General features: G+C 67.1%; 17 protein-coding genes and 1 tRNA gene. 5 read left to right on the forward strand and 13 right to left on the reverse strand.

Features of this window, described 5'->3' with window-relative positions; all coding sequences use genetic code 11:
* Positions 1-11: 11 nt before the first annotated feature.
* From WDC82_RS08550 to WDC82_RS08580, 7 genes are all read right to left on the reverse strand, one after another.
* On the reverse strand, positions 12-1241 hold the full coding sequence (locus tag WDC82_RS08550; RefSeq protein WP_340116839.1) for an ABC transporter substrate-binding protein: 1230 nt from the start codon (positions 1239-1241) through the stop codon (positions 12-14).
* 124 nt (positions 1242-1365) lie between these two features.
* Positions 1366-2751 (reverse strand): HAMP domain-containing sensor histidine kinase, encoded by a 1386-nt coding sequence (locus tag WDC82_RS08555; protein WP_340116840.1) that lies wholly within the window; start codon positions 2749-2751, stop codon positions 1366-1368.
* A gap of 4 nt (positions 2752-2755) precedes the next feature.
* The gene (locus WDC82_RS08560; protein WP_340116841.1) at positions 2756-3433 is read right to left on the reverse strand and encodes a response regulator transcription factor; all 678 of its coding nucleotides are present in this window, start codon (positions 3431-3433) and stop codon (positions 2756-2758) included.
* A 250-nt stretch (positions 3434-3683) separates the two neighbouring features.
* Positions 3684-5165: a DegQ family serine endoprotease gene (locus WDC82_RS08565; RefSeq protein ID WP_340116842.1), complete on the reverse strand. Its 1482-nt coding sequence runs from the start codon at positions 5163-5165 to the stop codon at positions 3684-3686.
* A gap of 133 nt (positions 5166-5298) precedes the next feature.
* Complete coding sequence (locus WDC82_RS08570) at positions 5299-7296, reverse strand: HWE histidine kinase domain-containing protein (RefSeq protein ID WP_340116843.1); 1998 nt, start codon at positions 7294-7296, stop codon at positions 5299-5301.
* 313 nt (positions 7297-7609) lie between these two features.
* Positions 7610-8275: a cytochrome c gene (locus WDC82_RS08575; protein ID WP_340116844.1), complete on the reverse strand. Its 666-nt coding sequence runs from the start codon at positions 8273-8275 to the stop codon at positions 7610-7612.
* A 131-nt stretch (positions 8276-8406) separates the two neighbouring features.
* Entirely contained in the window at positions 8407-8619 is a 213-nt protein-coding gene (locus WDC82_RS08580; protein WP_340116845.1) for a hypothetical protein, read from the reverse strand.
* Between the two features lie 238 nt (positions 8620-8857).
* On the opposite strand from WDC82_RS08580, the gene WDC82_RS08585 reads away from it, so the two are divergent.
* From WDC82_RS08585 to WDC82_RS08600, 4 genes are all read left to right on the forward strand, one after another.
* Positions 8858-8931, forward strand: a tRNA-Gly gene (locus WDC82_RS08585).
* Between the two features lie 196 nt (positions 8932-9127).
* Positions 9128-12634, forward strand: coding sequence for a pyruvate carboxylase (locus tag WDC82_RS08590; protein WP_340116846.1), 3507 nt, complete (start codon positions 9128-9130; stop codon positions 12632-12634).
* A gap of 34 nt (positions 12635-12668) precedes the next feature.
* Positions 12669-12848, forward strand: a complete 180-nt coding sequence (locus tag WDC82_RS08595; protein WP_340116847.1) for a hypothetical protein — start codon at positions 12669-12671, stop codon at positions 12846-12848.
* 141 nt (positions 12849-12989) lie between these two features.
* Positions 12990-13427 (forward strand): hypothetical protein, encoded by a 438-nt coding sequence (locus WDC82_RS08600; RefSeq protein ID WP_340116848.1) that lies wholly within the window; start codon positions 12990-12992, stop codon positions 13425-13427.
* A gap of 18 nt (positions 13428-13445) precedes the next feature.
* Here WDC82_RS08600 and WDC82_RS08605 read toward each other — a convergent pair whose 3' ends face one another.
* From WDC82_RS08605 to WDC82_RS08620, 4 genes are all read right to left on the reverse strand, one after another.
* Complete coding sequence (locus WDC82_RS08605) at positions 13446-14531, reverse strand: GTP-binding protein (protein WP_340116849.1); 1086 nt, start codon at positions 14529-14531, stop codon at positions 13446-13448.
* Positions 14531-15595: a COX15/CtaA family protein gene (locus tag WDC82_RS08610; RefSeq protein WP_340116850.1), complete on the reverse strand. Its 1065-nt coding sequence runs from the start codon at positions 15593-15595 to the stop codon at positions 14531-14533. The genes WDC82_RS08605 and WDC82_RS08610 overlap by 1 nt, the downstream gene beginning before the upstream one ends.
* A 125-nt stretch (positions 15596-15720) precedes the next feature.
* Positions 15721-15984, reverse strand: a complete 264-nt coding sequence (locus WDC82_RS08615; RefSeq protein ID WP_340116851.1) for an usg protein — start codon at positions 15982-15984, stop codon at positions 15721-15723.
* Between the two features lie 173 nt (positions 15985-16157).
* Positions 16158-16562, reverse strand: a complete 405-nt coding sequence (locus WDC82_RS08620; RefSeq protein ID WP_340116852.1) for a tellurite resistance TerB family protein — start codon at positions 16560-16562, stop codon at positions 16158-16160.
* A gap of 230 nt (positions 16563-16792) precedes the next feature.
* Between WDC82_RS08620 and WDC82_RS08625 the strand changes: the two genes are divergently transcribed.
* Positions 16793-17731 (forward strand): AEC family transporter, encoded by a 939-nt coding sequence (locus WDC82_RS08625; RefSeq protein WP_340116853.1) that lies wholly within the window; start codon positions 16793-16795, stop codon positions 17729-17731.
* 70 nt (positions 17732-17801) lie between these two features.
* Here WDC82_RS08625 and WDC82_RS08630 read toward each other — a convergent pair whose 3' ends face one another.
* The gene (locus tag WDC82_RS08630) at positions 17802-18368 is read right to left on the reverse strand and encodes a cytochrome b/b6 domain-containing protein (protein WP_340116854.1); all 567 of its coding nucleotides are present in this window, start codon (positions 18366-18368) and stop codon (positions 17802-17804) included.
* Between the two features lie 4 nt (positions 18369-18372).
* Entirely contained in the window at positions 18373-18654 is a 282-nt protein-coding gene (locus WDC82_RS08635) for a PepSY domain-containing protein (RefSeq protein ID WP_340116855.1), read from the reverse strand.
* Positions 18655-18749 lie beyond the last annotated feature (95 nt).

An 18749-nucleotide genomic window follows, 5' to 3' on the forward strand; every position in this document is an offset into this window, starting at 1 on the left:
TGTCCCGGGTCCTAGCGGGCGTAGCGCCGCTGCCACTCGGCCTCGATGCGGGTCATCCAGGTGGGATGCGGCTCCAGCAGTGTCGGGCCGAGCTTGTCCGGCGGCAGCGTGGCGATGCCCTGCGGCAGGCTCTCGAAGAGATGGCGCTGACCGGGATCCAGCTTGGCCATGGACAGCACCGTCGGGTCACCCCAGGCTTCCGGATTCTGCTTCACCGCCTGCGCCTTGGGGCTCATCAGGAAGTCGGCGACAACCATGGCGCCCTCGGCAGCATTGGCGTTGAAGGGAATGGCGACGAAATGAGTGTTGCCGATGGTGCCCTTGTCGAACACGAAGGTGCGCACCGTGTCGGGCAGCAGATTGTTGGCAATGGCCGAGGAGGCCTCGGCGGGATTGAACGACAGGCTCATGTCGACCACGCCGTCGTCCAGCATCTGGCGCTGTGCCGGGTTGCTGGCCGGAAAGGCGTCGCCACCGCGCCACAGCTGCGGGTGCAGGGCGTCCAGGTAGCTCCACAAGCGGGCCGTCACCGCCTCGAACTGAGCGTCGTCCGGCGCCGGCTTCTGCAGCACCGCAGGATCGGTGGCCAGCTCGGTCAGCACCTGCTTCAGGAAGGTGGAGCCGATGAAGTTCGGCGGTGCCGGATAGGTGAAGCGGCCGGGATGCGCCTTGGCCCAGTCGAGCAGGGCGGGGATCGAGCCGGGCGTCTCAGTGACACGCGCCGTGTCGTAGAGGAAGTTCAGCTTGGCCATGCCCCAAGGCGCCTCCAGCCCGTCGGTCGGCACGGTGAAGTCGACCAGGGTGCTCGGCTTGTCCGCGAAGTCGACTAGATGGAAGTTCGGCAGCACCTGGGTGAAGGGGCCGTACAGCAGGTGCTGCTGCTTCATGGCGGCGAAGTTCTCACCGTTGATCCAGATGAGGTCGACGGAGCCGCCTTCCTTCTTGCCGGCGGCGCGCTCGGCCAGCACGCGGGAGACAGCATCGGCGGTGTCGGCCAGCTTCACGTGGACCAGGGTGACGTCGTAGCGCTCGCGCACCTGGTCGCCGACCCAGGCGATGTAGGCGTTGATGCGCTCGTCGCCGCCCCAGGCGTTCCAGTAGACCGTCTGGCCCTTGGCGGCGGCGACGATTTCCGGCCAGGTTCGCGTCTCGGTGCCGCCTTCCGCTGGTCCGCTGAGGCCGAGTGCCGTGGCCAGGGCGGCGATCAGCATGGAGAACAACGGCATGCGTCGGCGGATCATCTGAGGCACTCTCCCGTTACCGGCCCGTTCTTGGGCGCCGGAGAGAGCCTACAAGGCGCTCCCTGGCCTGTCACCTTGGAGGCACTGTCCTCACGCGGTGTTTATGTGCCGCGAGGGGGGACGATCAAGCCGCCGGAAGGGTCAGCGTCACCCGCAGGCCGGGCGCGTTGTCGTCAAGCGACACCTCCGCGCCGTGGAGCTTGGCGACGGCGGCAACGAGGCTCAATCCCAGGCCGCTGCCGGGGGTGCCGCGGCTGTCGTCGAGGCGTACGAAGCGTTGCAGCACGCGGTCGCGGTCCTCCGCCGGGATGCCGGGGCCGTTGTCCGCGACCGCAAGCTGCGCGACGCCCCCGGCGCCGCGCCTCAGCGTCAGGTCGATGCGCCCACCCGAAGGGCTGTACTTCACGGCGTTGTCCAGCAGGTTGGCGAGTGCCTGAGCGAGCAACTGGCGGTGCCCGGCGACGGTGATCGTCTCCGAGATTACACCGTTTAGCTCAACTCCCGCGTCCTCGGCGATCGGCTGGTAGACCTCCAGCAGGTCCCCCGCCAGCGCCGAGAGGTCGAGATCGTTGAGTTTCAGGCTGTCCACGCCGGCTTCCGCCTGGGCGATGCTGATCAGCGCCTCGAAGGTGCGCAGGATGGTCTCCAACTCCGCGGCGGTCTGCTCCAATGCTTCGCGATACTGCTCCGCTCCCTGCCCCTCATCTTTGCCGGGGTGGCGTAGCGCCATGTCGATGGCGCTCCTGGCGCGGGTCAGCGGACTGCGCAGATCGTGCGCCAGGCTGTCGGTGACCAGACGCATGCCGCCCATCAGGGTCTCGATGCGCGCCAACATGGCATTGATGGTGACGGCCAGGCGGTCGAACTCGTCGCCACTGCCGGACAGCGGGACCCGGCGGGACAGATCGCCGCGCACGATGTCTTCGCTGGCCTCGCGCACGGCATCGACTCGGGCAAGGCTGTAGCGGCCGATGAGGGCGCCGCCGCCGAGGCCGAGCAGCAGCGCCGGCACCACCGCCCAGGCCAGCGCGCCGGCGACGATGTCGCGGAAATCGCCGCGCTCCACGGTGTCGCGCCCGACGAAGAGATGATAGCCGCCGGCGAGATCGAAGGCGCGGCCGCGGATGACGTGCGGGACGCCGGAAGGGTCGTCCCGCCGCGCCAGTTCGACCTCAAGCCAGCCTTCTTCGCCGGCCGCCGCCGCGGGCCAGTGGGCGAGGTTGCCTGCCAAGGGGGCGAAGCGCGGTCCGGTCAGCAGGTAGACATTCTCCTTGCTGCCGCCCGGGCCGCTGCGCTCGCGGATCACCTCCATGAGACGCACCAGGCCCTCGGCGCGGTACTGCTCGGCCAGGCCTCGGATTTCCGCCTGCACGGTTTCGTCGGTCTGGCGTTCCAGCAGGCCGGCGGTCGACCAATAGATGACGCCCAGCAACACGGCCAGAGTGATGCCCAGCAGCAGCAGGTAGACCAGGGCGATCCGGAAGATCGAGGTGTGCAGCAGCCGGGGCATCCCTTTACGGTTCGGGGCTGATGCAGTAGCCGCCGCCGCGGTGGGTGTGGATCAGCGGCCTGTCGAAGCCCTTGTCGATTTTCTGGCGCAGACGGCTGATATGCACGTCGACCACGTTGGTCTGCGGATCGAAGTGGAAGTCCCACACACCCTCGAACAGCATGGTGCGTGTCACCACCTTGCCGGCGTGGCGCATGAGGTATTCCAGCAGCTTGAGTTCCTGCGGACGCAGGTCGACCGGCCGCCCCGCGCGCGTCACCTTGCGGGTCAGCAGATCCAGTGTCAGGTCGTCGACCTGCAGCTGGGTTTGCTGGGCGATGGTACGCGGACGGCGCAGCAGCGCTTCCAGACGCGCGTGCAATTCGGAGAAGGCGAAGGGCTTGGAGAGGTAGTCGTCGCCGCCGGCGCGCAGGCCCGTCACCCGCTCGTCGACATGGGCCAGCGCCGAGAGAATCAGCACCGGCACCGAGATTTCCGCCGCGCGCAGCGCCTTTACGATGGCGAGGCCGTCCAGCCCCGGCAGCATGCGGTCGACGATGAGGGCGTCATATCCGCCGCCGGTCGCTTCGTGCAGGCCCTCGCGGCCGTCGGCCACCCAGTTGGCGGTATAGCCGCACTCGCCGAGGCCCTTGGTGATGTAGTCGGCGGTTTTCTTGTCGTCTTCGATGACCAGGATACGCATCGATCCGTCGCTGTTGGAGCCCTCATTGCCTGTTGGGGTGGGCCAGGCGGTCTGCAGTCCTTGCTGCGCCCCATATGGGGATTGTTGCGGCATCGGCAACACACTCACTTTCCGGCGGATGGCGGACAAAAACAAGTGCAGGGCCGCCCGGCGGCTGCCGGACGGCCCTGCCGGCCCGATATCGCGAGAGGGGAAGGCGCCCCAGGGGGGACGAGGCGCCTATTGGCGATACCGGTGGACTTGGGGCCGGTTACGCGACCCCGAGCTTGAGACCCAAGAACAGATCCTGGCCGTTGCGGCTGACCAGCATCAGCACGGCCTTTTTGGAGTTGTGCTCGGCCTGTTCGACGATGCGCTCCAGCTGCTGCGGGCTGGCCACCTCGGCGCCCTCGACCTTGCGGATGACGTCGCCGCTGCGCAGGCTGTCCTCGAATACCGACCCTTCCTTGATGTCGAGCACCAGGACTCCTTTGGCGTCGTCCTCCAGGCCGTAACGGGCGCGCAGTTCCGGTGTCAGCGCCGCAAGCTGCGCCGACAGGGCGGAGGAGTGGTAGCTGCCGTCCGGCGTCGAGCCGGAGGCTGCCGCCATCTGCTCGCCGCCTGGCATGCGGCCGGTCACCACGTCGACGCTCTGCGTCTCGCCGTCGCGCCACAGGGTGACCTGGGCCTCGCTTTCGGCAGGATGCTGCGCGACCACGCGGGCCAGTTCACGGGTGTCGTCGACCTTCTTGCCGGCGAAGTCGAGGATGACGTCGCCCGGCTTGATTCCGGCGGCTTGGGCGGGGCTGTCCGGCGTTACCGCCGCAACGATCGCCCCGGCCGCATCGTCGAGACCCAGTGCCTCGGCGAGATCCGGAGTCACGTTCTGGATCTGCACGCCGAGCCAGCCGCGTTCCACGCTGCCGTTTTCACGCAGCTGGGCGACGACCGACTTCACCATGTTGGAGGGAATGGCAAATCCAATGCCGACGCTGCCGCCGTTGGGCGAATAGATCGCCGTATTCACGCCGATCACATCGCCATCCAGGTTGAACAGCGGTCCGCCGGAGTTGCCGCGGTTGATCGAGGCATCGACCTGCAGGAAGTCGTCATAAGGTCCGGCCTGGATGTTGCGGCCGCGGGCCGAGATGATGCCGGCGGTGACGGTGCCACCCAGGCCGAAGGGATTGCCTACGGCCATCACCCAGTCGCCGACCTCCGCCGCGTCGGAATCGCCGAGGGCGAGGGCCGGCAGCGGCTCGTCGGCTTCGATCTTCAGCAGCGCCAAGTCGGTCTGTGGATCGGTGCCGATGACCTTGGCCGGATAGACGCTCTCGTCGCTGAGGCGGATGGTCACTTCGCTGGCGTGGTCGATCACGTGGTTGTTGGTCACCACGTAGCCCGATTCGTCGATGATGAAGCCGGATCCCAGAGCCGTGGCGCGGCGGTGCGACGGGGCGCGCTGGCCGTTCTCACCGAACTGCTCGCCGAAGCGCTTGAAAAACTCCTCGAAGGGCGAACCTTCGGGGGCGTCGAAGGGAAGGCCCGGCATGGGCCCCCGGGGGCTTTCGATTTCCTGCGTCGAGGCGATGTTCACCACGGCAGGGCTGACCTTTTTGGCCAGGTCCGAAAAGCTCTCTGGTGCCGGGGCGGCGAAGGCAAGGCCGCTCCACATCACCATCGACGCCGCGGCCAGGCCCGCGCCCCAACGTTGCGCGCGGCCGGGCCGCTGCGGGGCTGTAGTTTGCGACATAGTGTTCTCCCTTAGCTTGGCAAAGCGATGCCGCGAGAGATCACCCGCGGCTACACTTGCAACATGGGGAGGGGTGGCTGACCGTACTGCTTCAGCGGCATTAACTTGCTGTCATGATAGGCCGAGAGCGGCCTCAGCCGGCGTTCAGCAGCGTCGCGAGGGTGTCGCGCAGGGTGTGATCGACGATCGGCTTGGGCAGCCGCGGCAGACCAGCCAGGGCGTCCGGCAGGCCTTCGATGGAATCGTACCCGGTGATGAAGACGGTTGGCACGCCGCGCCGATGCAGCTCGGCCGCCACTGGCACGGAACTCTCGCCGTGGAGGTTGGCGTCCAGCAGGGCCGCGTCCGGCTGGTCGCCGTCCAGTGCGCTCATCGCGGCGGCGACATTGTCGACCGCGGCAAAGACCGCATAGCCGAAGCCTTGCAGGCGCGCTTCCAGGTCCATCGCCACCAGCGGTTCGTCTTCGGCCAGCAGGATGCGCGGCAGTGCCTTGCCGTTCCTGGTGCGCGGCGCGGCGGCTTGCCGCTCTGCCGGATCGGCGGGCGCGGCCTTTGCTCCCGCCGTCACGGGTCCCTGGCCACGCTTCAACGGCAGCTGAAGGTGGCACTTCAGGCCGTCGTGGGCCCAATCGAAGGTGATCTCGCCGCCCAGCTGGCTGCGGATCGACTTGGACAGCAGCTCGGAGCCGAAGCCGCGGCGCTCTGTCGGTGCGCTGATCGGCGTCGCCGTGGTCTCCCGCCAGTCGAGCACCAGATGCCCTGTGTCTTCGCGTTGCCAGGTCACCGCCAGGCTCCCGCCGTCGCCCTTTAGGGCGCCGTACTTGGCGGCGTTGGTGGCCAGTTCGTGCAGGACCAGGGCGATGGTCTGGGTCAGGGCGGGGCTGAGCCGCAGGGTCGGGCCGGTTATCTCCAGCCGGCCGCCGCTACCATTGGTGCCGGCGAAGGGGCGCAGTTCCTCCTCCACCAGGTTGCGCAGCTCCAGTCCTTTCCAGCGGCTCTCCGACAACAGGTCGTGGGTGCGCGCCAGCGCGGCGATGCGCCCCTCGACCATTTGGCGGAAGCTTGCCATGTCGTCGGCTTGGCTAAGACGCACGACCGCCTGGACCACCGCCAAGGCGTTCTTGGCACGGTGGTCGACCTCGCGCATCAGCAGGTCCTGGCGCTGCTCGTTGCGCAGGATCTCCACGGTGTCCCAGGCGACCTCTATGGCCTCCCGCAGCGTCAGCACCACGTCCTCGCTCCAGCGGCGCGGCTCGGCGGAGAGCACGTAGAATGCCGCGACCAGCCGGCCGCCGTGCAGCCAGGGAACAAAGAGCGCCGCCTGCGCGCCCAGCGCAGCGAAGGCCTCGGCAGTGGCTTCCCCGGCGCTACCGCAATAGCTACCGACGTCATCGATACGCACCGGATGGCCACTTGCGAGGTTGGCGATCAGGGCGCCGCCGAAGTCGGACAGGTGCAGGCCAGGGGCGGCCGGCGCATGATCATCGTCAGCCCAGTCGTGCTGCACCGTCATATCGCCGTTGCCGTTGTCCGGCGCGCAGTAGCCGACATGGATTGCCTGCAGATATTCGCCCAACAGCGCCGTGGCGTTGTGCAGCGCGGCGTCCGGATCGGTGCCTTCGTGCAGTTCCTGAGCATAGGCCAGCTTGAAGTGCAGGCGCCGCTGGTTCAGCACCACCTCTGTGGTCTCGAAGCCGGAGTTGAAGATGCCGGCGATGCGCCCGTCCTCGCCGCGGATCGCGGTGAAGTTGTAGTTCCAGTAGGTCTCTTCTTCGAAGCCGTAGCGACGCATCGGCAACAGCTGGTTCTCGGCGAAAAATCCCTCGCCGGTTTCCAGCAGGCCGCGAAACTGCGGCCAGAGGATGTCCCAGATGTCGGCCCAGACTTCCTTGGCCGGTTTGCCCAGCGCCGCCGGGTGGCGCGGGCCAGGGATCGGCGCCCAGGCGTCGTTGTAGAGGAGGCGAAGCTCCGAGCCCCAGTAGATCGCGGTCGGAAAGGCCGAGTGCAAACAGATGCTGACGGCTGAGCGCAGCGACTGCGGCCAATTCTCCGGCGGCCCGAAGGGATGGCTCGCCCAGTCGAAGCGCCGGATGCGCTCGGCCATCTCGCCGGTGCCGGCGATGAAGCTCATTTTGTCTCTGCGTTTAGACAGGTCGGGCATAGCTATCCGGGGCGCGCGTCGGCGCACAATCGACGATGATGGGCGGCCACGAAAGCGGCCGGAGTGCACGGGAAGCGGCGTAGCCAGCGTACGGCAGGGCGACCGCCGCTCCTTCGCCCTCAGGGACTTCATCCGCCGGGTGGGGCCGGATGGGATCCGTATATAAGCAGGACTTTGCCGGGTTGAGAAGCCCTCGCGCGCGCCTCACCGGGAGGCGAAGTGGGCAGGTTTAAACATTTCGGATAGGGCCGTCCGGATTCACCAGGAAGCGGCGCTGTTCGGCTCAGTTCGCCGCTGGGGGAAAGCCGGCGCGCATATAGGCGATGACCTGCCAGATCTGGTCCTCGCTCAGGCGGCCCTTGAAGGCCGGCATGGCGGTGCCGAAGGGTTTGCCGCCCTCCGCGATGGACCACAGCAGGTATTCGTCGACGGTGCCCTGTACGTCCATCATACGGCTGAGCAGTGCCGGTGAGGGCACCAAGTCGAGGCCAGCGTCGCCGTCACCGCGGCCCAGGCGGCCATGGCAGGCCAGGCAGTTCGCGCGGTAGACTTGGCCGCCTTCGTCTATGAACTTCTGGGCATTGGGGAAGGGATTGCGGCGGCTGCGGTATTCCACCGGCACACCGGCCTGGATGAATTCCAGGTGGCGCTTGGCGCGCGGCTGCAGCCGCGGCGGGGCGTTGGCGGGGTCCCAGGCCGGCAGGCTCTCGACCGGCGCGTTCCACGGATCGAGGCCGGGGATCTTCTTTTCGGTGTCGTTCGCCGTACCCACCTGGGCCAGGACGGCGGCCGCTTCCTGGGCGTTTGCCCGTGCCGCCAAGGCCCCGGATGTGAGGGCGGCGAGGGCGAGAACGGCGAGCGCCAGCCGCAGGGCGGAACCGGCGTCGCGCGCCCGCTGCCCGTCTGCCGTGCAGGGGGCGGTGGACGCTTTCTCGGCGCTGGATTTCATCGATCGGTGCTCCTGCGCGGGTGACGGGCTTGTTACCCAAACACCTACCCGGTCGGCACGGCGGGCTCCATGACACACATCAAGCGGCATCCGCGGTGTTTGTCGGGCTCAGCGCTGGAGAAGGCGGGTGCTCAGGGCGTCCAGGACGGCGGGTCGCTGGCCGGGAAGGACTCCTTACCGGCCTCCTCGACGACGTCGAGCTTGCGCTCGGCCCGCTTGCCTTTGGCCATCTTACCCTTGGCCGCCTTGCCCGGTGCGGGTGGGCGCTTGGCGGGCTGTCTGGCACGCTGCTTGGCAATCGCGTCGCCGCGCTTGCTGCCTGGACTGAGAAGGCTCTTGGTCATGAGAACGCCCCTCCGCGGATGTTGCCGGAAGACCGGATGGGAAGAGAGCGGCCGGATGTCACCGGCATCCGACCGCTCTCCCTCTGCACTTTTCCCTATATTTTTCAGGTGGGGGCAGAGGGTCGGCGGGTCAAGCGCCGTGACAGGACCGGCGGCCCAGCAAAACCCCCTTGCATCCACTTCCGGCGCTGACTAATCCTAAAGCCCGGCGGCGCCTGTGGCCCGCCGCGATACCCGGGCGGGTATGATGTAATGGTAGCCTGTCAGCTTCCCAAGCTGAACGCGCGGGTTCGATTCCCGCTACCCGCTCCAACGCCTCCTGCTTCCTTCGCCTCCTGCCACCCTATCGCCACGCCGGCGCTAAGCGCTTCGGGTGGCGTGGATTTCGGACCGTTCTGGTGCGCTTTTCGGGCCAAAGTCGCGTATAGGCTGCGGCGGCTCCTTCGTTTATACTGCAGCGCAACAACAAGATTGCGCTCTACGCAAAACGAACAGGGGGATGCACGATTTGAGCCCGTCTCAAAGCGGTCCAAGAACGTCGCGCGCCGCGCCGCCCTTCCGCAAGGTTCTCGTCGCCAACCGCAGCGAGATCGCCATCCGCGTGCTGCGCGCCTGCAGCGAGCTGGGCATCCGCACGGTGGCGCTCTTCTCCCACGAAGACCGCTTCGCGCTGCACCGCTTCAAGGCGGACCAGTCGTTCCTGGTCGGCAAGGGCAAGGAGCCGGTGGCCGCCTACCTCGACATCGACGACATCCTGCGCGTGGCGCACGACGCGCGGGTCGATGCCATCCATCCCGGCTATGGCTTTCTCTCGGAGAACCCGGACTTCGCGGAGGCCTGCGGCAAGGCCGGCATCACCTTCATCGGCCCGCGGCCGGAGACCATGCGCGGCTTCGGCTCCAAGGTCGAGGCGCGCGCGCTGGCCGAGAAAGCGGGTATTCCGGTGATGCCGGCGACCGGCGCGCTGCCGCGCGACGATAAAGAGGTCGAGACGCTGGCCGAGCAGGTCGGCTACCCGATCATGGCCAAGGCCAGCTGGGGCGGCGGCGGGCGCGGCATGCGCGTCATCGAAGGGCCCGGCGAACTGCACGAGCAGATCGCCGCCGGCCGGCGCGAGGCCAAGGCGGCCTTCGGCAACGACGAGATCTTCCTGGAAAAGCTGGTGCGCCAGGCACGCCATGTCGAGGTGCAGATTCTCGGCGACAAGCACGGCAACGTCATCCACCTCTTCGAGCGCGACTGCTCCATGCAGCGGCGCAATCAGAAGATCGTCGAGCGCGCGCCGGCGCCCTATCTCAGCGAGGCCAAGCGCGCCGAGCTCTGCGACGCCGCCGTGCGCCTCGCCCAGGCCGCCAACTACGAATGCGCCGGCACCGTCGAGTTCCTGATGGATGCCGAGACCGACAAGCTCTACTTCATCGAGGTGAACCCGCGCATCCAGGTCGAACATACGGTGACCGAGGAGGTCACCGGCGTCGACCTGGTGAAGGCGCAGATCCGCATCGCCGCCGGCGCCCGCATCGGCGAGCCGGAGAGCGGCGTGCCGCCACAGCACCAACTGCGGCTCGACGGCCACGCCCTGCAGTGCCGCATCACCACCGAGGATCCGCTCAACAAGTTCATCCCGGACTACGGCCGCATCGCCGCCTACCGCGGCGCCACCGGTTTCGGAATCCGGCTGGACGGCGGCACCGCTTATTCCGGTGCGCTCATCACGCCGTTCTACGACTCGCTGCTGGAGAAGGTGACAGCCTGGGCGCCGACCGCGGCGGAGGCGACGGCGCGCATGGACCGCGCGCTGCGCGAGTTCCGCATCCGCGGCGTGGCGACCAACCTGTGGTTCCTGGAAGCGGTCATCGGCCACCCGAAATTTCAGAGCGGCGAGGCGACGACGCGCTTCATCGACGAGACGCCCGAGCTCTTCGAATTCCACCGCCGCCGCGACCGCGCGACGCGTCTGCTGACCTACATCGGCGATGTCATCGTGAACGGCAACCCGGAAGTCGCGGGGCGTCCCGATCCCGGCCCCCAGGTGAGGCAAGGCGTCTCGGCCGTGCTGCCCGACATTCCGCCTGCCGAGATGGCGAAGGACCCGCCGGGGGGCAGCAAGCAGCGGCTCGACGCGCTGGGACCGGAGAAGTTCGCCCAGTGGATGCTGGAACAGAAGCAGCTCCTCATCACCGACACCACCATGCGCGACGCGCACCAGTCGCTGTTCGCCACGCGCATGCGCGGCATCGACATCACCGCCGTCGCGCCGCACTACGCGCGGCTGCTGCCGGAACTTTTCTCGCTGGAATGTTGGGGCGGCGCCACCTTCGACGTCGCCATGCGCTTCCTGAAAGAGGATCCCTGGCAGCGTCTTGCCGATCTGCGTGAGGCGGTGCCCAACATCCTTCTTCAGATGCTGACCCGCGGTTCCAACGGCGTCGGCTATTCGAACTATCCCGACAACGTGGTGCGTCACTTCATCGCCCAGGCGGCGGACGCGGGCATGGACATCTTCCGCGTCTTCGACTCGCTGAACTGGATGGAGAACATGCGCGTCTCGATCGACGCCATCCGCGAGGCGGGCAAGCTCTGCGAGGCGGCGATCTGCTACACCGGCGATCTCGCCAGCCCCAAGGAGGCCAAGTACACCCTCAACTATTACGTTGGCCTGGCAAAGGAGATGGAGGCGGCGGGCGCTCATATTCTCGGCATCAAGGACATGGGCGGCCTCTGCAAGCCCGCCGCCGCGCGCCTGCTGGTGGAGACGCTGAAGCAGGAGGTCGGCATCCCGCTGCACTTCCACACTCACGATACCTCGGGCATTTCCGCCGCCTCGGTGCTGGCGGCGGCGGAGGCCGGCGTCGATGCGGCCGACGCGGCGATGGACGCTATGAGCGGCCTCACCTCGCAGCCCAACCTCGGCTCGATCGCGGCGGCACTGGAAGGCAGCGACCGCGATCCGGGCCTCGACCATGAAAAGCTGCGCCGAATTTCGACCTATTGGGAGGGCGCACGGCGCTACTACCGCGGCTTCGAGAGCGAGATGCGTTCGGGCGCCTCCTCGGTCTACGACCACGGCATGCCCGGCGGCCAGTTCACCAACCTGCAGGAGCAGGCGCGCTCGCTGGGCCTCGGTGGGCGCTGGCCGGAGGTCGAGAAGGCCTACGCCCAGGTGAACAAGCTGTTCGGCGACATCGTCAAGGTGACGCCGACCTCCAAGGTGGTCGGCGACCTGGCGCTCTACATGGTCTCCAACGGTCTCACGCCGGCAGACATCGAGAACCCGAAAAAGGAGATCGCCTTCCCGGCCTCGGTCATCGCGCTGTTCCGCGGCGAGGTGGGCCAGCCCTATGGCGGCTTCCCGGAGGCGTTGCAGAAGAAGATCCTGAAGGGCGAGCCGCCGCTGACCGAGCGGCGCGGCGCGCTCTTGCCGCCGGCGGATCTCGCCGCTACGCGCGATGAGGCGGAGAAGAAGGTGCGCCGCCAGATCAGCGAGACGGAGCTGTCGTCCTATCTCATGTACCCTGAGGTCTTCGTCGACTACGCCAACCACCGCCGCGCCTACAGCGATACCTCGGTGCTGCCGACTCCTGTCTACTTCTATGGCATGGAGCCGGGCCAGGAGATTGCGGTGGAGATCGAGCGCGGCAAGATCCTCATCGTCTCCTTCCTGGCGACGAGTGACGCGGATGACGAGGGTCAGCGCACCATCTTCTTCGAACTCAACGGGCAGCCGCGCACGGTGAAGGTGCTCGACAAGGCGATGGCTGCCTCCGGCAAGATCCGCCGCAAGGCCGACGACGGCGACCCGGCGCAGGTCGGTGCGCCGATGCCAGGGATGATCGTGAACGTCTGCGAGGCCGGCAGCTCGGTGAAGCAGGGCGACCGTCTCTTCACCATCGAGGCGATGAAGATGGAAACCGCGGTCTACGCCGACATGGACGGCAAGGTCGCGGAGGTGGTGGCAACAACCGGCCAGCGCGTCGAACCGCACGACCTCGTGGTGGTGCTGGAGGCGGTGTAACCGTAGTTTAAGGGCGACGGGTTAGGGTGAGTCCATGAGAAACAAACGTCTGCTTTCGCAGTTTGCCGCGTTTGTCCTGTTGTTTGGCGTCGCCGCCTGCAGCAATCAGCAGATCGCGCATTTCCTCGGCGGCCTCTGCCACGGCGCCGACAACTGCACGGCGCACAACAGCGACGGGACCCCCGTCGAGGGCCGCTGGTACAATCCGCACTGAAGCGCTCCGGGCGGCGACCGGCCTTTGCGGGCTGCCGCCGAACACTCGCAACGGCATTTGTCGCAAATGCCGGGTTTCATTTTTTCTCAAGAATCGAGCGTTAATTCCTGGTGCTGTCGTTGATACACAAGGAACTGGCAGATGTCCGGAAAGGTCATGTCTGCGGCTTTCGTGCTGCTTGCCGCCGTTTCGGCGGCGTCGGTGACGCTGCCGGCGGTGGGCTTCGCCGCCACCAGCAGTGACGACCATCGCACCGGCGGACCCGCGGGGGTGCAACACGTCACGGCGGCAGCCATCCGCGACATGCTTGACGAGGCGATCGAGGTGAAGGGCGGGGTGCAGCGCGTCGAGGGCAATGTCCTGCGCGTCGAACTGCCGGCCGAAAACCGGGTGCTGTTCTTTACGCAGCCCGGGCACATCGCGCATCCCGGTGTCGTGGCGGCTCAGATCGTCGAGCATGACGGCACACCTGGTATCGCCACTTCCGGCTGGTGCGCCGGCGATGCCAAGGCCTTTGAGATCTGGTTCAGCGCCTTCGAACGCCGCAACGAGCGGCTCAGCCAGGAGTGGGCGCAGTAGCGCGTTCCGCCGGCCTCCTCAGGCCGGGGCGAGCGGTGCCGAAGAGTCTTCGTTGAAGGCCTTCAGGGTGTGCTCGAACATTTCCGGCTTCAGATCGCGTACGATGAAGACGATGCGCGAGCGGCGGTCGTCGTCCGGCCAGGCGTCCAGGCGCACCGGTGGATGAAACACGTGCTGCACGCCGTGGATGACGATGGGCTCATCGGCGCCCGCCACGTTCAGCACGCCCTTGATGCGCAGGATGCTGCCGCCGTAGAGGGTGATCAGCATCTCCACCCATGAATTGAAGCGGTCCCAGTCCAACGGCCTGTCGTATGTCAGACAGAAGGCGCGGATCGACTCGTCGTGCCGGTTGACGTCATGATGATGGTGGCCGTGGTGATGCCCGTGGCCGTGCCCGTCGTCTTCGTAGGCCTCAGCCTTCAGCCAGGCCTGCACGTCGGCGGTCTTGGTCGTCGGATCGTAGAGTCCGGCGTTGAACAGCAGCGCCGGTTCGATCTCGCCCTGCACGACGGGATAGATCGGCGCCGCGGGATTGAGCGCGCGCAGGCGCGCCTCCAGGGCCGCGCGCTCTTCCGCGCTCACCAGGTCGCTCTTGGTCAGCAGCAGGCGGTCGGCGACGGCGGCCTGCTTCACCGATTCCATCTGGCGGTTCAGGGTGGCGGCGCCGGTCGCCGCGTCCACCGTGGTGATGACGCCGTCCAGGCGGAAGCGTTCGGCCAGCAGCGGGTCGCTCATGATGGTCTGCAGGATCGGCGCCGGATCGGCGAGGCCGGTGGTCTCGATCACCAGGCGCTCGAAGGGCGGCACCTCGCCCATCACCCGGCGCTTGTAGAGGCTGCGCATGCCCTCCACCAGGTCGCCGCGCACGGTGCAGCACAGGCAGCCGCTGTTCAGCAGCACGGTGTCTTCGCTCGCCTGCTCGACCAGCAGGTGGTCGAGGCCGATCTCGCCGAACTCGTTGACGATGATGGCCGTCTCCTCCATCGCCGGGTGGGCGAGCAGGTGGCGCAGCAGAGTGGTCTTGCCGCTGCCGAGGAAACCGGTCAGCACCGAGACGGCGAGCGGCTCCTCCGGAATGGCGAGCTTTGTGTCCTCACTCATCAGCGCGGCCTCAGGTGGTAGAGCGTCCACAGCGTCGCCGTGAGCACCAGGATGGCGCCGGCCTGGTGCAGCGCGCCGAGGGTTACCGGCACCACCAGCACCAGCGTGGTGATGCCGAGGGCGAGCTGGATCAGCGCCAGGATCGCCACGGCGGCAAAACCCATCTGCGCCGCCGGGGCGAGATTGCGGTTCAGCGACCACAGCCACAGGCCGAGCGCTACCGCGACGGTGGTGACGGCGAGCAGGCGGTGATTGAACTGCACCGCGGCGATGTTCTCGAAGAGATTCACGATCCAGGGCGACAGCATGGCGTAGCCGTCGGGGATCAGCCGGCCGTCCATCAGCGGGAAGGTGTTATAGGTCAAGCCGGCGTTGAGGCCGGCGACGAAGCCGCCCGAGGCGATAGTGACCGCAACCAGCGCCAAGAGGCTCCAGAGCGCACGGCGCAACAGCGGCGCGGCGCCGTCGCGGCTGCGCTCAGGGCGCGGCCACAGCACCGCCAGCGCCAGCCAGAAAAGGTAGCCGTAGATGGCGAGCGCGAGGGCGAGGTGCGCGGTCAGCCGGTACTGGCTGACGTCGGTGCGCTCGGCAAAGCCGGAGGCGACCATGAACCAGCCGAGCCCGCCCTGCGCCGCGCCGAGTGCGAAAGCGATCAACAGCTTCTTGCCCAGCGCGCGGTCAATCCGTCCGCGCCACCAGAACCACGCCAGCGGCAGAGCGAAGACGACGCCGATGAGTCGGCCCCAGAGGCGGTGGATGTATTCCCACCAGAAGATCGTCTTGAACGCGTCCAGGCTCATCCCGGCGTTCTGCTGCTGGTATTCGGGAATCTGGCGGTAAAGATCGAAGAGGCGCTGCCATTCTTCCTGGCTCAGCGGGGGCAGGACGCCGGTGACCGGCGCCCACTCCATAATCGAGAGGCCGGACTCGGTGAGGCGGGTGATGGCGCCGATGACCGCCATGGCGAATACCATGGCGGCACAGCCCAGCAGCCAGAGGCCGACGGCCCGCGCGGGCGGACGGCTTGCATTGGCGCTGAAGGCCTCGGGGGTGGTCGCGGACATCGAAAGGGCGTCTGGTTGCGGGAAGGCCTCGTTTGGAGGTCTGCCGACAACCTAATGGCCGCAGCGGGGCGCGCCAAGCCCCCCAATGGATCACCGGGGGCGGAAGATTGCCCCCTAAGCCGGGTTCAGTGCAGCGTCAGGCAGATGTCCGCGAAGCGGGCCTCAGCCGGCTTGATGATCGGGATGTTGGCCACCTTCACCGAATGCAGCGGGCCATCCAGGTTCTTTTCCCAGAAGGCCAGGAACCTGCGCAGCTCGGGATAGCGCGGGGCCAGGTCGTAATCCTGCCAGATGTAGGTCTGCAGCAGCGCAGGGTGATCGGGCAGGTGGTACAGAATTTCGGCCGTGGTCAGCCGATAGTCGTTCAACTGACGAACCAAATCGCTCATCGTCCCTCCTCTCCATCCGTCCCCTAAGGGCCCTAATAGGGACCAGCTTGCCCACCTGTTAGAGAAATCTCAACAGAATAAGCTTAATAAAACAATAACTTAGCAGCCTACCCTCAGGAGTGCTGCCAGTGTTTGTCTGCCCTCGAAAGGGCCGGGGAGGGAGGGGGGAAGCGTCAGATGCGCGTGTAGCGGGCGCGGGCGCCGCGCTCGATGGCGGCGGCCGGCAGGCGGCCGACGGCCAAGCGGTAGCGCAGCATCTCCAAGAGACGCAGTTCCTCCTGGCTGGCGGCGCCGTCGGCGGCGGCGACATCCAGGGCCACCGCGTAGGCGGTTTCCTTCAGCTTTTCCGGCAGGCCGGAGACGATCTTGCTGAACACCTTCTCCAGTCCGTCGTCTTCGCCCAGCAGTTCGGCACAAGCCTGCGCGTCTTTGGTCAGGTTCTTGGGGTCGTAGTCGGCGAACACCGGCAGGTGCGAGACGATCTCGCCGATCGTCTGCAACTCGGGATCGGTCATGTCGCTGTCCGCGGCGGAGACCAGGACCATGGTGTAGACGAGGGCCGTGTGATGCTGGGACATTGCGTGTCGCTTCTCGCTGAAATGACGAACTAACCCCTGCGGGCCGCCCGAAGCCGGCCCTGGAGGCGGCAGAGACTAGGCAGGCCGGCCCCCCGAGGTCAAGGACCGCTGTGCCGCCGGCGGCCGCGGTTGCCGCCGCGGTCCGCGGCGAGCAGCGATGCGGGTGATACCCGCAGAGTTGCGGTCTTTGCGCTCGACAGCGGGGCGTCGGGCGGGCTATTCCCGCCCCCATGGGTCCGATCCTCAATGTCGTCTTCCCGATCTTCGCCATCATGGCTGCCGGCTACGCCGCCGGACGCGTCGGCATTCTGGGGGCATCGAGCAGCGAGGCGCTGAACCGCTTCGTCTACTTCATCGCCCTGCCGGCACTGTTCTTCGTTTCCATGGCGCGGGTCTCCCTGGGCGAAGTCTTCAACCTGCCCTTCCTCGGCGCCTATGGCGGCGGCGCCGCGGCGACCTTTCTGATCGCGGTCATCGTGGCGAAGTTCGCCTTTCCCAACCGCCTCGGCGCGCTCGGCCTCGCGGGCTTGTCGGCGATCTTCTCCAACACCGGCTACATGGGGATTCCGCTCCTGTTGCTGGCCTTCGGTGAGGCCGGCATGCTGCCGGCGATCATCTCCACCATCCTGAACGGGGCCGTCATCATGGCCTTCGGCATCGTGCTGCTGGAGATGGACGTGCATCAGGGCAAGAGCCCCCTGGTGGTGCTGAAGAATGTCGGGCGTGGCGTGGTGCGCTCGCCGCTGGTGCTCTCCGCCGCCGCCGGCCTCACCGTCTCCGGCCTCGGCATTCCCCTGCCCCAGGCGGTCGGCACCTTCTGCGACATCCTCGGGGCCTCCGCCGGACCCTGCGCGCTCTTCGCCATCGGCCTCTTCATGGTCGGCAAGTCGCCGACCGCCGGCATGACCGAGGTCTCCTGGCTGGTCTTCCTGAAGCTCCTGATCCAGCCGCTGATCACCTGGTGGCTGGCTTTCCACGTCTTCACCATGGATCCGGTGTGGGCAGCCGGCGCGCTGGTGCAGTCGGCCCTGCCGACCGGTGCCCTGGTCTTCGTGCTGGCGCAGCAGTACGACATCTACGTGCAGCGCTCGACCGCCGCCATCATGGCCTCGACGGTGATCTCGCTGTTCACGCTCTCGGCCCTCTTCGTCTGGCTTGGCATCGGCTGAGCAGTGGAAGAAGTGCGGCGGGCAGTTGTGGGAACCACCCGCCGCACGGCTGCTGGCCGCCAGATTTCCTCTAGCTTTCGTCGCCGCGAGCGGGGGCGCGCTTGCGGCCGGTCACCATGGCCCGCACCAGGTTCTCATGGTGCTTGAGGGAGGCCAGGGCGACGCCTGCGACGTGCAGGCCGACGAGCACCAGCAGCAGGTTGGCAAGGGCTTCGTGGACTTCCTCCACCCATTCCTCGCCCCAGAAGGCGTCCAGCGTGTACATCCAGCCGGTCAGGCAGAGCGCCGTGAGACTGACGATGAGCAGCAGGATCATCTCGCCGCCGGCCGGGTTGTGGCCCAGATAGCGGGCCTCCCGACCGCTGAGCAGGTCCTTGAGGTAAGAGACGACGGCGCCGGGCGCGCGGACGAACTGGCTGAAGCGGGCGTAGCGCGAGCCGAGCAGCCCCCAGACCACGCGGAAGGCGATCAGTGCCGCCGCCGCGTAGCCGGCCCAGATGTGCAGGTCGTCCCATTCGTCGGCGCTGATCCAGGCCAGCACGAAGCTCAAGACCAGCGACCAGTGAAAGACGCGGACCAGCGGGTCCCACACGCGCACGGTTCCCACGCTCGTCTCCGTTTCTGCCGACGCCGTCATGACCTCAGCTCTCCGAACCGGACTTCACGACCGCGAAGGACTTGGGGTCGAAGTAGACCTCCATGCGCTTGCCCTGGGCGTCGGTGCCGTAGACCTCATAGCATCCGTCGTCGATCTTGATCTTCTTGATCTTCCAGCCGTCTCCCTCCAGCTTCTGCTGCAGAGCCTCTTTCGGCTGCCATTCGGCTTGCGGCACGGCGCATTTGTCGCTGGCCTGGGCGGCGCCGGCGGCAAGGGTAGCGGCGAAGGCGGCGGCAATGGCAGCGGACATAGCAGTGGTTTTCATATCAGTACCTCTTGGGCTTGGGGTGGTTAGGTTGCAATCTTGGGGGCCTGACGCTTCCGGCCGGCGGCTGTTTTGCCCGAGAGCGCTGACCGCAA

Origin of the sequence: Pelagibius sp. 7325 (assembly GCF_037652055.1) — a bacterium.
GTDB lineage: Bacteria > Pseudomonadota > Alphaproteobacteria > Kiloniellales > Kiloniellaceae > Pelagibius.